Origin of the sequence: Patulibacter sp. NPDC049589, from assembly GCF_040675535.1 — a bacterium.
In the GTDB taxonomy this organism is placed as follows: Bacteria; Actinomycetota; Thermoleophilia; order Solirubrobacterales; family Solirubrobacteraceae; genus Patulibacter.
The window spans coordinates 1-13,897 of sequence record NZ_JBFAPC010000146.1; the positions used below are offsets into that span (position 1 = coordinate 1).

The following is a 13,897-nucleotide window of genomic DNA, read 5'->3' on the forward strand; positions in this document are numbered from 1 at the left end:
CGCAGCCCGCTGCTGCGGCGCAGTCAAGCCCACGCACTTCGATGCGCAGGCTCACCGGCCACCTTCTACGACGACCGACCCCCATAGGGTCTGAGCGCTCACGCGCGCTGAGCGCTCACGCGACTACCACGGCGGACGGCGCGGAGCACGGCGCGCCGTTCGTCCGTCCACGGGCCTTGTCGTCCGCTCCCGACCCGTCGATACGGTGCACATCGTCCGCAGTCCGCGGGCACGAAAGGGGACCACCAATGCGCAGCACCACGATCGTCGCCGGCATCACCGCTGGCATTCTGGGGACCGCAGGCGTTGCCACCGCGACGGCCGCCACGCAACCGATCGGCATCGTGTTCACGACGGGCACGACGAAGGTCGGCACCCTGCCCGGCGTCGCGACCGCGACGTCCGCCGCCCCGGCGGCGTTCCAGGGCACCATCGACGCCACGTCGTTGCAGGCGACGTTCCCCTCCTCGACGGTGACGCTCCCGGACGGGACGCTGGACAGCGTCGACTTCGGCGTGCCCTATGGCACCGGCAAGCTGGTGCTGAAGACGACGCCGATCGGCTTCACCGGGGCCCCGAACCTCACGCTGTTCTCCCTCGACCTGACCGGCACGTTCGCCTACCAGCTGCAGGCGACCATCGGCACGACGACGTACAGCTGCAACAGCGAGGCGCCGGTCCCGGTCACGCTCAAGGGGACCGCGATCAACCCCGCCACGGGCGCGTACAGCGCGTCGGGCTCGCAGACGAACCTGCTGCTGCGCGCCGCGACGCCGACGAACGTCGCCGAGGGGCTCTTCTGCACCGCGCTCGCCCTGAAGGTCCCGCCGACGGCGCAGATCACCTCCACGTTCACGGGCTTCCTCGCGATCCCGGGCCTCATCCCGGTCCCGTCCGCCGCCCCGGCGGCGACCACGCCGCCGGTGTCCTCCCCGACCACGTCGGCGCCGACGACGACCCCGACGACGACCAAGAAGGGGCGCCTGAGCGTGACCGTCTCCAAGCCGGCGTCCGTCAAGCGCGGCCGCAGCACGGTCACGAAGGTCGTCGTCCGCAACACCGGGGCCGGCACCGCCCGATCGGTCACCGTCAAGCTCTCCGCCGCGGGCAAGGGCGTCACGCCGCGGTCGACGTCGAAGACGTACACCACCATCGGCGCGGGCAAGTCGCGGACCTTCAGCGTCCGGCTCCGCACCAAGGCGACGTCGCCGAAGAGCTCGGCCCTCAAGGTGACGGCCAAGGGCACCGGCGGTCTCTCGGCCTCGAAGTCGGCGTCGCTGAAGCTGCGCTGAGGCCCGCGGGCCGAACGGCGCACCGGGCGCGACGGGCTCCCAGCCGAGCTGCAGGACGCCGACGCCGAAGTCCTGGACCTCCACCCGGGCGTCGACGACCCGCCAGCGGCCATCGTCCGCGTCGGTGGCGCACCGGGTCAGCAGCCACCCGGGATCGACCGTGGCCGTCGAGCGCGCCACCGCGTCGCTCCCGTGGGTCGCGTCCTCGATCGGGGAGAAGCGACCCGTGGCCTCGGGGCGCCGCAGGGCGGTCTGGACGAAGGGCACCTCGTGGACGGCGTCCCCGGTCGGCAGCGGGGCCCCCGGCGCGAACCGGGCGCCCGTCCGGACGCGGAGGCCGGCCTCGATCCGGGAGACGTCGGCCGACCCGTTCGGCCTGCCGCGCACACACGGACCCCAGGCGGTCTGTCAGTCTGCATGTTCGCCGCGCTGCGTCGCGGCTCGTGATCGGAGGAATGCGGCCCAGGCCCGCTCCTCCCGTCGTACCCAATGGTTTCGACCTCCGTGGGACAGGGCATCACCCGGAGCGCCAGACGCGCTCCGAAAATGCCGGATCTTCGTGGACGAGACCGCTCTTCCCCGAAGGACCACATGAGCGCATCCGCTCCCGACGGCTCGGCCGTCATCGACGCACCCACGACCGACGTCGTGGTCGACCCCACGACGCCGTCCGTCGACGCCCAGAGCGTCGCCGGCGAGACGACCGCGACCGCGGAGGCCACCCCGGCCGTCGACGCCGCGCCCGTCCCGGAGGCCCCGACCGTCTCCGAGCCGACCCCCGAGTCCGCCGCGGCCGACGCCGTGACGCCGCTCACCACGGGCTCCAAGCCCGATCCGCGCAACCGCGACCGACCGAAGCAGGAGCAGCCCGTGTCCGACGAGAACGTCACCTTCGCCGACCTCGAGCTCCGCCCCGAGCTCCTGAAGGCCCTCACCGCCCTGGGCTACGAGGAGCCGACCCCGATCCAGCGCGAGACCATCGGTCCGCTGATCGCGGGCAAGGACGTCCTCGGCCAGGCCGCGACCGGCACCGGCAAGACGGCGGCGTTCGCGCTGCCGATGCTCCAGCGCCTCGGCACGTCGAGCGCCGCGAAGGCCCCCCGCGGCCTCGTGCTCGTCCCGACCCGCGAGCTCGCCACCCAGGTCTCCGAGGCCATGTGGTCCTACGGCAAGGGCCTCGGCATCCGCACGCTGGCGGTCTTCGGCGGCGAGCCGATCGTCAAGCAGCTCAAGGCGCTGCACCGCGGCATCGACGTCGTCGTCGCCACGCCGGGTCGCGCGAAGGACCTCATCGACCGCGGCGCCCTGCAGCTCGGCTCGATCGAGATGGTCGTCCTCGACGAGGCCGACGAGATGCTCGACATGGGCTTCCAGGACGACATCGAGATCATCCTCGGCTCGACGCCCCGCGAGCGCCAGACGGTGCTGTTCTCCGCCACGATGCCGTCCCGCATCGACAAGCTCGCGCGCAAGCACCAGCCGTCCGCCGTCCGGATCCAGGTCGCCCGCGAGGTCACGCCCGAGGGCGAGGCCCCGCTGGTCCGCCAGTCCGCCTACGTCGTCGCGCGCCACCACAAGGCCACCGCGCTCTGCCGCGTGCTCGACCAGGAGCAGCCGAAGGCCGCGATCGTCTTCTGCCGCACGCGCGCCGAGGTCGACGAGGTCGCCCAGACGCTCAACGGTCGCGGCTACACCGCCGAGGCGCTGCACGGCGGCATGGACCAGACCCAGCGCTCGCGCACGATCGACCGCCTGAAGAACGGCTCGACGCAGCTGATCGTCGCCACCGACGTCGCGGCCCGTGGCCTCGACATCGACAACCTCACGCACGTCGTCAACTACGACGTCCCGTCCGCGCCCGAGGCCTACGTCCACCGCATCGGCCGCGTCGGCCGCGCGGGCCGCGAGGGCGTCGCGATCACGTTCGCGCAGCCGCGCGAGCACCGCAACCTGAAGAACATCGAGCGCCTGACGCGCCAGCAGATCGCGATCGAGCGCGTCCCGACGGTCGCCGACCTGCGCACGCGCCAGCTCGCCGAGATGACCACGACGCTGCGCGAGAGCCTGGCCTCCCCCGGCGACCTCGCCGAGCTGCGGGGCGTCGTCGAGGCGCTGGCCGGCGAGTTCGACGTCGTCGACGTCGCCGCCGCCGCGCTGAGGCTGGCGCAGGCCGCGACCGGCGCCGCGGTCGACGAGGAGGACATCCCCGAGGTCGCCGCCGGCAAGTCCAAGGAGCACCGGGGCGCCGGCTTCCGCGAGGGCGGCTCGCGCCGCGACGCCCGCGGCGAGGGCGCCGGTGGCAACCGCCGCGAGCGCCGCGGTGCCGGGGTCGGCACGACCCGCATCTTCGTCGGCGCCGGCCGCGAGGCGCGCATGCGCCCGCAGGACCTCGTCGGCGCGATCGCCGGCGAGTCGCAGCTCTCGGGCCGCGACATCGGCGCGATCCAGATCAACGAGCGGTTCTCGCTCGTCGAGGTCCCCGACGCCGCCGCCGACGGCGTGATCGAGGCCCTCCGCGGCACGACGATCAAGGGCCGCAAGCCCAAGATCCGCCGCGAGGTCTGAGGGAGGACCCGACCCGGCCTGCGGACACCGTTCGCGCGGGCCGGTTGCGGGGTACAAGGATCGCGTGAGACCCGGAGTCCCGACCGTCACCGTCGATCCCCGGCGCCCCCGCGCATCAACGGCGAACGATCGCGTACCCCGTAGCGCGGCAGTCCCCCGGGATCGGTAAGGATCCCGGGGGTGTGTGCATCGACCGTCCCCCCGAAGGCGTCCTCCGGGGGGCCACGCTGATGCGGCGCATCGTCCGCGACAGCTGGGCCTGGCGCGGTGGGTTCGCGCCGGACGAGCTGCGGTACGAGCCGGTCCTCGCCGACGCGTCGTCCGGCCCGATCGACCCGTCGGCCGTCGGGCACTGGCCGGTCCTGACCTCGCAGCTGGAGGCCGCCTGGAGCCTGCCCGACGCCGAGCGGCTCGGCATCCGCACGCTGACCGGGCCGGCCGCCGCCCACCTGGCGCTCACCGCCCGTACGGGCGGGGTCCACGCCTGGCTGCCGCGCGACCTCCCCGAGCTCGTCCCGGTCTTCGAGGAGATCCGCGCCGGCGACGACTCGATCCCCGCGTGGGAGGAGGCGCTCGCGCTGCTGGAGACCGGTGGGGTGATCGAGCGCTCGGCCACCCGCGTCGCGCTGCTGCGCCCGCCGGTCCCGACCGTCCAGCGGATGATCCTGATGCGCGACATGCTCGACGACCACGAGCACCGCGAGCCCGACGACCCGGTCGCCAACCGGCTGCTGCGGGCGGTCTGGAAGCAGACCTACGCCGGGATCGGCGTCGGGCGCTTCCGGCAGCTGTCCGCGACCGGCCGGCTTCGCGTGACCGTCGACGTCGAGCGGGGCGACGTCGAGCGCGACCCGTTCTTCGAGGTCGGGCAGGCGTCGCTGCCGGAGTTCCGCAACGAGCCCGGGGCCGTGCTCGACCACGCGTTCCCGGAGCGCTCCTGGGTGCCGCTCGGCCAGATCGTCACCGGACCGCCCGGCGAGCCCGGGCACGCGCTCTGGGCGTCCGCCCCCGAGGTCCTTGCGGTCCTGCTCGGCGGCGGCCGGGGGGCCAACGCCGTCCGCCGCGCGGTCCGCGGGACCGTCGTCTGGCTGCTGCTCGCCGCGCGCACCGAGGGGCGGACCGGCCCGGTCGAGATGCCCACCGCGTCGCTGTCGCGGTCGCTGGCCGAGGTCCTGGGCCTCAAGGCGGACGCCGACCACCGCAAGCTCTCCCGGATGCTGCTCGCCGACCTCGAGCGCGCCGGCCTGGCCGATGCCGACCCGGGGCCGCCGCAGCGGATCGTCCTGCGCCCGGTGCCGGCCCCGGCGGCCGCGACGGTCCGCCACGCCCTGGCGCAGTGGATGAGCTGGCGCGTGGCGTCGACGGACGAGGAGCCGCTCGAGGGCCTGCTGCGGCTCTCCAGCGACCACCGCGAGCACTTCGTCCGTGGTCCCTGGGCGCGGGCGCTGGAGGACCGCCGCGTGAGCGTGGAGATCGTCCCGCCCGCCCTCGCCGCGAGCTGAACGGCGGGGGCGGCCGCGGCGCTCCCGGCCGGCCGCCGGCGCGGGGCCCCGCGCTCAGCCGTGGCGGTCGATCCGGTGCCGGTGGCGCTGCTCGTCCCGCACCGCCCGGCGCTCCTCGCGCTCCGCCCGCCGCTCCCGGCGCGAGCGCTTCGGGCCGCGTTCGACGTTGGACCCGCCCATCACGGACACGAGGTGCAGGTGCAGCGTCGGGCCGCCGGGGTCGGGCGTCTCGTGGCCGATCCGGACCTCGTTGCCGCCCATGATCGCGAGGTTGGAGACCGACACGTTCATGTGCTCGGGGACGCGGATGTCGCTGCCACCCATCACGCAGACGACGCGCAGGTGCACGTCCTGCCCGTCGAACTCGACGTGGGTGAGGTCGAGGTCCGCGCCACCCATCACGGAGATCGACGTGCAGCGCCGCGCGATCCGCCACGTGCCGGCGCGGTCGACGCCGCCCATCACCGCGACGAGCCAGCGGGTGCCGGCGTCCCCGCCGCGGACGACGACGCGGCCGGTCCCGGCGGCGGGCGCCGGCGCGTGGGAAGGCGTCGCGACGAGGTCCGTCGTCAGGCCCTCCAGGTCGTCGCGCGTGACCGCCGCGTAGGCCGCGTCCAGGCGCTCGTCGAGCTCGTGGACCGACAGCCGCCCGTCGCCGCCGGCCTCCCGCAGGACGTCGGCCGTCCGCTCGCGGTCCGCGTCCGACGCCCGCAGGGCGGGCGGCGCCGGCGGGCCGGTGCGGGCCGGCAGCTCGGACCCGCCCCCGGAGGGCGCGGGGGAGGGGTCGGGCTCGGCCATGACCTGACGGTAGCGACGTCCGGGACCCACGTCGACGCGCGGCGCGGGTGTTGGCGCGGCCGCCGCCCGATTCGACGCCGGGAAAGAAATCGTCCACGTGCTGTACATGTCCGCTATGTTCTGTCCAGGCGCTTGACATTTAGCGCGTTGCTGTACAGACGAGGAGGAGCACGATGGGCACCGCAGCCATCCCCGGACCCCGGGGCGCCGGCGGCCACGAGGTCGACGATCACGACCACGGGCACAGCCACCACCACGACACCCCCGAGGTCACGCCGGCGAGCTGGACCGACGGCAAGCGCTACGCCTGGCTGCTCGGGCTCATCGTCCCGATCTCCCCGTTCATCGCCTGGGGCCTCGTCGAGGCCACGGGCCTCGGCGTCCTCTGGTGGCTCGGCCCGGTCCTGATCTTCGCCGTGATGCCGGTCTTCGACACGCTCATCGGCACCGACGCCGAGAACCCGCCGGACCGCATCCTCGCCTGGCTCGAGCAGGACCGCTACTACCGCTGGGTCACCTACGCCTACGTCCCGCTGCAGTACGCGTCGCTGCTCCTGGCCTGCATCCTCTGGGCGTCCGGCGACCTGGGGGTCGTCGAGGCGATCGGCCTGGCGGCGACCGTCGGCTGCGTCTCCGGCTTCGCGATCAACGCCGCCCACGAGCTCGGCCACAAGCGCGACACCGCCGAGAAGTGGCTGTCGAAGATCGCCCTGGCCCAGACCGGCTACGGCCACTTCTTCGTCGAGCACAACCGCGGGCACCACGTGCGCGTCGCCACGCCCGAAGACCCCGCCAGCTCGCGCCTCGGACAGAGCTTCTGGGTCTTCCTGCCGCGTACCGTCTACGGCAGCGCCACCTCCTCGTGGCACCTGGAGCGCGAGCGCTTCCGCCGCCTGGGGACCAGCCCGTGGACGGTCAAGAACGACCTGCTGAACGCCTGGGGCATGACCGTCGTGGGCTTCGTCGTCCTCGTCGCGATCTTCGGCCTCGACGTCGCGCCCTACCTGCTGCTGCAGGGCGTCATCGGCTTCTCGCTGCTGGAGATCGTCAACTACCTCGAGCACTACGGCCTGGTCCGCCAGAAGAAGGACGACGGGCGCTACGAGCGCACGCGCCCCGAGCACTCGTGGAACTCCAACAACGTGGCGTCGAACGTCTTCCTGTTCCACCTGCAGCGCCACTCGGACCACCACGCGCACCCGACCCGCCGGTACCAGGCGCTGCGCCACTTCGAGGAGGCGCCGCAACTGCCCTCCGGCTACGCCACGATGATCCTGCTGGCCCTGTTCCCGCCGATCTGGCGCCGCGTCATGGACCCGCGCGTGCTCGCGCACTACGGCGGCGACGTCACCCGGGCCCACATCCACCCGCGCCGTCGCGACCAGGTGCTGAAGGCCTACGGTCCCGGTACCAAGCCCGCGATCGAGGGCGCCCGCGTCTTCGCCGCCCGCGAGGCCGCCGACCGCCTCGCGGCCGAGCAGGCCGCGGCCGAGGCGGCCGCCGCCGCCCGCGCGCAGGTCGTCGTCGCGGACGCCTACCGCTGCCCGATCTGCTCCTACGAGTACGTCGTCGCCGCAGGCGTCCCGCGCGAGGGCATCGCGCCCGGCACCCCGTGGAGCGCGGTCCCGGACGACTTCACCTGCCCGGACTGCGGCGTGCGCGACAAGGCGGACTTCGCGCCCGTCACCGACGGCTCCACGACCGTCGAGCACGCGCCGGTGGCCCACGGTGGCTAGCGTCCTGGGCTCCGTGCCCCGTCGGATCGTCCCCACCACCGCACCCGCCCAGGACCGCCCGGGGACCCCGGCCCGCCCGGAGGGTCCGGCGGGCGACCCGACGACGTTCGCCGACGCGTCCCGCTCGCTGCTGCGGCGGACGCTGCTGGAGGCCGCCCGCGACCTCGCCGCCGACCGTCCGTGGAAGTCCGTGACGATGGCCGCGATCGCCACGCGCGCCGGCGTCTCGCGCCAGACGGTCTACAACGAGTTCGGGTCCCGGCCGCTGCTGACCGAGGCGCTCGTCATGCACGAGCTCGAGGAGTTCCTCGGGGCGATCGAGAGCGCGATCCGCAGCCGCCCCGACGATCCCGCGGCCGCGCTGACCGCCGCGATGGAGGTCTTCCTCCAGGCGGCGTCCGAGGACGCGCTCGTCGCCGCCGTCGTCCGCGAGGACGGCCGCGACGACCTGCTGCCGCTCGTCACGTCCGAGGGGCGCCCGCTGCTCGAGTACGGCGCCGGGCGGCTCGCGGCGATGATGCGCGAGACGTGGCCGGTGCTGCCGGAGGCCGAGGCGGCCTTCCTCGGCGGCACGATCATGCGCCTGGGCCTCAGCTACGTCGTGATGCCCGTCGGTGACGACGACCGCACCGCCACGGCCCGCGGCGTCGCCGACCTCGTCCGGCCGTACGTCGAGTCCCTGCTCGCCCGGCAGGGGGCCTGACGTGTCGCTCCCGCGCCGCTCGGTCGTCCGCACCTCCGACGGGGTCGCCCTCGCCGTCCGCGAGCACGGCGACCCGGCCGACCCCACGGTCGTCCTCGTCCACGGCTACCCGGACACCCAGGAGCTCTGGTCCGGCGTGGTCGCCGCGCTGGAGGACGACCACCACGTGGTCACCTACGACGTCCGCGGGGCGGGGGAGAGCACCGCTCCCGGCGGCCTGGGCGGCTACGCGCTGACGCGGCTCTCCGACGACCTGCTCGCCGTGATCGAGGCGACCGTCCCGGGCGACCGGGCCGTGCACCTCGTCGGCCACGACTGGGGCGCGATCCAGAGCTGGGAGTCCGCCGCCCGCGGGCGCGTCGCCCGGCGCCTGTCGTCGTTCACCGCGATCGCCGGCCCGAGCCTCGACCTCTCCGCGCACCAGGCTCGCGCGGCCGGACCGCGCGACGGGCTGCGGCAGCTCGCGAAGTCCTGGTACATCCTCGCCTTCCACCTGCCCGTGCTCGCGCCCCTGGCCTGGCGGTCGGGCGTCGGCCGGCGCTGGCCGCAGGTCTTCGCGCGGACCGAGGGCGGGCCGCCGCCGGCCGGGCACCCGGCCCCGACGATCACGCAGGACGGCGTCAACGGCATCGGGCTCTACCGCCGCAACATGTTCGAGCGGCTCCTGCGCCCGCGCTACGCCCGCGTGGACGTCCCGCTCGTGCAGGTCGGCGTGACGCTGCGCGACGCGTTCATCGACCCGGCGATCTACGACGACCTGCCCGGGCGGATGCCCGAGCTGTGGGTCCGCCGCGCCGACGCCACCCACTGGATCCCGGTCCTGCTCCCGCAGCTCGTGGCCGGCTGGGTGCGCGACGCGGTGCGGGCGCGCGAGGACGGCGCCGCGCCGCCGGCGGACGCCGAGGTCCACCGCGCGGACGGCCCCGTTGCCGTCCCCGCGTCGGGGGCCGGCGCCCCGGCCTGAGCACGAGCCGCTCCGGCGCGGCCCGCGTCCTCGCGGGTCTCCCGGCAGCGGTCCCCGGTCGTCGTCGGGGCCCGCGAGGCCCGACGACGGCCGACGGCGTACGCTCCCTACCGTCGGTAGCGGGCCGCGGGTAGCATGCCCTCGGCTCGGACCGGTGGAGGTTCGCACCCGCGGATGAGGACGACGATGCAGCCCCTGGACCCAACGGCCGGCGACCCCCGACAGACCGCCCCGCGGCGCGCGCCGTCGGAGGCCCGGGCGTGAGCCTCCTGCCGCGGGCCGTGACCCGCCACACCCACCGCATCGGCGCTGTTGCGCAGAACGCGATGGAGGTCCTCCTGATGGGCGGGCTGGAGACCGGCGACGAGCCCGCGCCCTACGAGGTCGTCACCCGGCAGCGCATCTACCGGCTGCGGCGCTACTTCCCCGACGAGCACCCGGCGGACGCCGACCGTCCCACGGTGCTGCTCGTCCCGCCGATGATGCTGGCGACCGAGATCTACGACGTCTCGCCGACCTCCAGCGCCGTCACCGAGCTGCAGCGCCAGGGACTGGCGCCGTGGGTCGTGGACTTCGGAGCGCCGGAGCGCGAGGAGGGCGGCTTGGAGCGCACGCTCACCGACCACGTGATCGCGGTGTCGGACGCCATCGACCGCGTCCGCGAGATCACCGGTCGCGACGTGCACCTCGCCGGCTACAGCCAGGGCGGGATGTTCTGCTACCAGGCGGCGGCGCTGCGCCGGAGCGAGGGGCTGGCGAGCATCGTCACGTTCGGCAGCCCGGTCGACTTCACGACCCTGCCCTTCGGGATCCCGGAGCGACTCGTCGGCAACCTGGCCAACGTCCTCGCCGACCACGTCTTCGCGGACCGCGCGCTGCCGGGCTGGCTGACGTCGGCGGCGTTCCGGATGCTCGACCCGGTCAAGACGTTCCAGCAGCGGATCGACTTCCTCCGCCGCCTGGGCGATCGCGACGCGCTGCTGCCCCGCGAGGGCCAGCGGCGGTTCCTCGGCGGCGAGGGCTTCGTCGCCTGGTCGGGGCCCGCGATCGCCGAGCTGCTGCGGCAGATCGTCGCGCAGAACCGGATGATCTCCGGCGGCTTCGTGATCGAGGGTCGGCTCGTCACGCTCGCGGACCTCACCTGCCCGATCCTCGCCTTCCACGGCGCCTTCGACACGATCGGCGTCCCCGAGTCCGTCCGGGGGATCCAGCGCGCGACCCCGCGCACGCAGGCCCACGAGATCACGGTCCCGACGGGGCACTTCGGGATGGTCGTCGGCTCGGCCGCGGCGACGATCACGTGGCCGGCCGTCGGGCAGTGGGCCCGCTGGGTCGAGGCCGGCGACGAGGCGGTTGCGCCCCCGCCCGACGACATGGAGCTGATCGTCGACGACGGCCCGCGCGAGCTCACGGCCGGTCCCACCATCGGGGCGAGCGTCGAGCTGGCCGCGAGCACCGGCGTCGGCGTCGCCCGCTCGGTGGTCCGCAGCGCCCGGCGCTCCGGCCGCAACATGGTCGGCCTGGCCCACGAAGCGGCCGCCCAGCTGCCGCGCATCTTCCGCCTGGAGCAGATCCAGCCGAACACGCGGATGTCGCTCGGCCTGCTGCTCGACGAGCAGGCGCGGCGCGCTCCGGACGGCGTCCTCTTCCTCTTCGAGGACCGCGCGATCACGCACGCCGCGGCCAAGCACCGCATCGACTCGATCGTGCGCGGGCTCGTCAGCCTCGGCGTCCGCCAGGGCCAGCACATCGGCGTCGTCATGCAGACCCGGCCGTCCGGGCTGGCGGCCGTCGCGGCGCTGAGCCGGCTGGGGGCCGTCGCGGTCCTGATGCGCCCGGACGGCGACCTCGCCCGCGAGGCCGAGCTCGGCCAGGTCGAGTCCGTGATCGCGGACCCCGAGCTCGCCACGGGGGCCGCCGCCGTCCTCGGCGTCGACGTGTTCGTCCTCGGCGGCGGCGCGGACCCGCGCGACCTCGGCCCCGGCGTCACCGACATGGAGCGGATCGACCCGGACGAGGTCCACGTCCCGGCCTGGTACGCGCCGAACGCCGGGCGCGCCGTCGACCACGCGTTCGTGGTCTTCTCCGGCGAGGGACCGAGCACCCGCGCCAAGCGGATCACCAACCACCGCTGGGCGCTGTCGGCGTTCGGCACCGCGACGGCTGCGTCGTTGTCGCCGGCGGACACGGTCTACGCGGTCACGCCGCTGCACCACCCCTCCGGCCTCCTGACGTCCGTCGGCGGCGCGGTCGCGTCCGGCGCGCGCATCGCCCTGGCGCGGGACTTCGACACCGCGACGTTCTGGGACGAGGTCCGGCGCTACGGCGTCACCGTCGTCTCCTACACCTGGACGCTGCTGCGCGACCTGACCGAGGCCCCGCCCCACCCGGCCGAGACGAACAGCCCCGTCCGGCTGTTCATCGGCTCCGGGATGCCGCGCGGGCTGTGGCTGCGCGTGCTGGAGCGCTTCGGCGGCTCCGTCACGTCGTCCGCGGCGCGTGCCCGCGTGCTCGAGTTCTACGCGTCGACCGAGGGCGACGCGGTGCTCGCCAACGTCGCCTCGCGCCCCGGGTCCAAGGGCCGGCGGCTGCCCGGCAGCGCCGAGATCCGCCTGGCCCGCTGGGACGCCGAGGCCGGCACCCTGCTCGAGGGCGGGGACGGGTTCGTGCTGCCGGCCGAGCAGGGCGAGGTCGGGATGCTGCTGGCCCGGGTGCGGACGTCCGTCGAGGTCGCGCCCGGCGCGCCGCTGCGCGGCGTCTTCGCCCGCGGTGACGCGTGGCACGTCACCGGCGACCTCTTCCGTGAGGACGAGCGCGGTGACCTCTGGCTCGTCGACCACGCGCAGGCGGCCATCCACACCGCGCGCGGCATCGTCTACGCCTTCCCGATCCACGACGCGCTCGGCGGCCTGCCGGCGGTCGACCTCTCCGTCGTCTACCCGCTGGACGGCCCGGACGGCGCGCTCGCCGTCGCCGCGGTGACGGTCCGGGACGGGCACGAGCTGCGCCCCGGCGACCTGACCGCGGCGCTGGCGACCGTCGAGGGCGGCTGCCGGCCGGACCTCGTCCACGTCGTCGACGAGATCCCGGTGACCACCTGGTACCGCCCCATGACGCGGCAGCTGCGCGAGGCCGGGGTGCCGAAGGTCCGCCGACCCGCGCGGACTTGGGCGCTGGACCGCACGACCGACGCGTACGTGCCGCTGACGGCGGCGGCGCGGAAGCGGCTCGTCGTGTCGTCCGCGGACTGACGCCCAGCGCGTCCATCGGGGAACCAAGCGCCGAGGACCGGCCGCGATCACCGAGATCCTCTCGAGTGACGCGATCGGCGTTCCGGCGGCAGACGCAGGTGGCGACAGGTGTTGTGAAAACAGCAACTGCTGATGGCCACATCGGTTCACATGTTGCTTACCTTGCATTAATGGTTGCGCCGTACGTTGGCTCGCGTCCCCTGGTTCGCCGCCCTGGCGACCACCGAGAACGGAGTCGCGCCGTGCCGAACGCCCACCTCCTCTCCACCGCCAGTCCCGAGGCCGCCGCCCTCCTCGGCTGGGCCCGCGGCACCGCTGCGCCGGGCACGGCGGGCCCCGTCGCCTTCGCCGTCGTCGCGCGGCGCGCCGACGTCGGCCGTGCCCGCGACCTGCTCGGCCCGGAGTCGATCACGTTCTGCGGCGAGGCCGGCGACGAGGGCGACGCGCTGCAGCTCGAGGGCGACCCCGGCCGCGTCGGTGAGGAGCTCGTCGCGGGCCCCGATCTGTTCGTCCAGGTCGAGGCGTACGCCGGAGCCGCGTTCCTGCCGATCGTCGGTCCGACGCTGCTGCGGCTCGCAGGCGCCGACGACGTCGCGGCGCTGCGCGACGACCTCGACGCCACGGCCCGCGGCTCCGTCCCCCCGGTGCTCGGTGACCCCCAGCTGCAGCTCGCCGACCGCTGCGCCCTCGGAGGCCGGCCGTGCGGCGGGCCCCGTCACCGCCTGCACATCGACGCCGACGGCGCCGTGCGCACGACGCCCTGCGGCCCGGTCCTCGGGGGGCCGGACGCGACGATCGACGCGCTCGACGACGCCTGGCGTGCGCTCGGCTGCGAGCGCGCCTGCGCCCCCGCCGGCGTCGCCGACGCCGTCGCCGACGCGCGCGGCACCCGCCCATGGTGGCCGCGCGTGCTCGCCGTGCTGGACCTGCTGCACGCGGCCCGACAGGACGATCCGGGCGACTGGACCGCCGCCGGATTCGGGGACGTCGGCTGACGCTGATCCAGGCCCAGGCCATCCTCGACCTGCGCCTGTCCCAGCTGACGGCGCTGGAGAGCGACGCCATCCGCGGCGAGCACGCCGACGT

At 74.8% G+C, this 13,897-nt stretch carries 9 protein-coding genes; 8 read left to right on the top strand and 1 reads right to left on the bottom strand.

What is annotated here, in order from left to right:
* Positions 1-248: 248 nt before the first annotated feature.
* From AB0L40_RS21520 to AB0L40_RS21530, 3 genes are all read left to right on the top strand, one after another.
* Entirely contained in the window at positions 249-1,292 is a 1,044-nt protein-coding gene (locus tag AB0L40_RS21520; RefSeq protein WP_364359453.1) for a CARDB domain-containing protein, read from the top strand.
* 591 nt (positions 1,293-1,883) lie between these two features.
* A complete protein-coding gene (locus AB0L40_RS21525; protein ID WP_364359456.1) occupies positions 1,884-3,857 on the top strand; it encodes a DEAD/DEAH box helicase in 1,974 nt (657 codons plus the stop codon).
* Positions 3,858-4,087: 230 nt separating this feature from the next.
* Positions 4,088-5,359 (top strand): hypothetical protein, encoded by a 1,272-nt coding sequence (locus tag AB0L40_RS21530; RefSeq protein WP_364359459.1) that lies wholly within the window; start codon positions 4,088-4,090, stop codon positions 5,357-5,359.
* Positions 5,360-5,413: 54 nt separating this feature from the next.
* Here AB0L40_RS21530 and AB0L40_RS21535 read toward each other — a convergent pair whose 3' ends face one another.
* Entirely contained in the window at positions 5,414-6,157 is a 744-nt protein-coding gene (locus AB0L40_RS21535; RefSeq protein ID WP_364359462.1) for a DUF1707 domain-containing protein, read from the bottom strand.
* A 173-nt stretch (positions 6,158-6,330) separates the two neighbouring features.
* On the opposite strand from AB0L40_RS21535, the gene AB0L40_RS21540 reads away from it, so the two are divergent.
* From AB0L40_RS21540 to mpaB, 5 genes are all read left to right on the top strand, one after another.
* On the top strand, positions 6,331-7,893 hold the full coding sequence (locus tag AB0L40_RS21540) for a fatty acid desaturase (RefSeq protein WP_364359465.1): 1,563 nt from the start codon (positions 6,331-6,333) through the stop codon (positions 7,891-7,893).
* 13 nt (positions 7,894-7,906) lie between these two features.
* Positions 7,907-8,596, top strand: coding sequence for a TetR family transcriptional regulator (locus tag AB0L40_RS21545; protein WP_364359468.1), 690 nt, complete (start codon positions 7,907-7,909; stop codon positions 8,594-8,596).
* A 1-nt stretch (position 8,597) separates the two neighbouring features.
* A complete protein-coding gene (locus tag AB0L40_RS21550) occupies positions 8,598-9,560 on the top strand; it encodes an alpha/beta fold hydrolase (protein ID WP_364359471.1) in 963 nt (320 codons plus the stop codon).
* A 260-nt stretch (positions 9,561-9,820) separates the two neighbouring features.
* A complete protein-coding gene (locus tag AB0L40_RS21555) occupies positions 9,821-12,811 on the top strand; it encodes an alpha/beta fold hydrolase (RefSeq protein ID WP_364359474.1) in 2,991 nt (996 codons plus the stop codon).
* Between the two features lie 242 nt (positions 12,812-13,053).
* Positions 13,054-13,806 carry a daptide biosynthesis RiPP recognition protein gene (gene mpaB, locus AB0L40_RS21560; protein ID WP_364359476.1) on the top strand — a complete coding sequence of 251 codons (753 nt, stop codon included), beginning with the start codon at positions 13,054-13,056 and terminating at the stop codon, positions 13,804-13,806.
* The last annotated feature ends 91 nt before the right edge of the window (positions 13,807-13,897 follow it).

What these genes read in the sequence shown, in the direction of transcription:
- AB0L40_RS21520 (WP_364359453.1), top strand. Translation starts at nt 249, where the DNA reads ATGCGCAGCACCACGATCGTCGCCGGCATCACCGCTGGCATTCTGGGG.
- AB0L40_RS21525 (WP_364359456.1), top strand. Translation starts at nt 1,884, where the DNA reads ATGAGCGCATCCGCTCCCGACGGCTCGGCCGTCATCGACGCACCCACG.
- AB0L40_RS21530 (WP_364359459.1), top strand. Translation starts at nt 4,088, where the DNA reads ATGCGGCGCATCGTCCGCGACAGCTGGGCCTGGCGCGGTGGGTTCGCG.
- AB0L40_RS21535 (WP_364359462.1), bottom strand. Translation starts at nt 6,157, where the DNA reads ATGGCCGAGCCCGACCCCTCCCCCGCGCCCTCCGGGGGCGGGTCCGAG.
- AB0L40_RS21540 (WP_364359465.1), top strand. Translation starts at nt 6,331, where the DNA reads ATGGGCACCGCAGCCATCCCCGGACCCCGGGGCGCCGGCGGCCACGAG.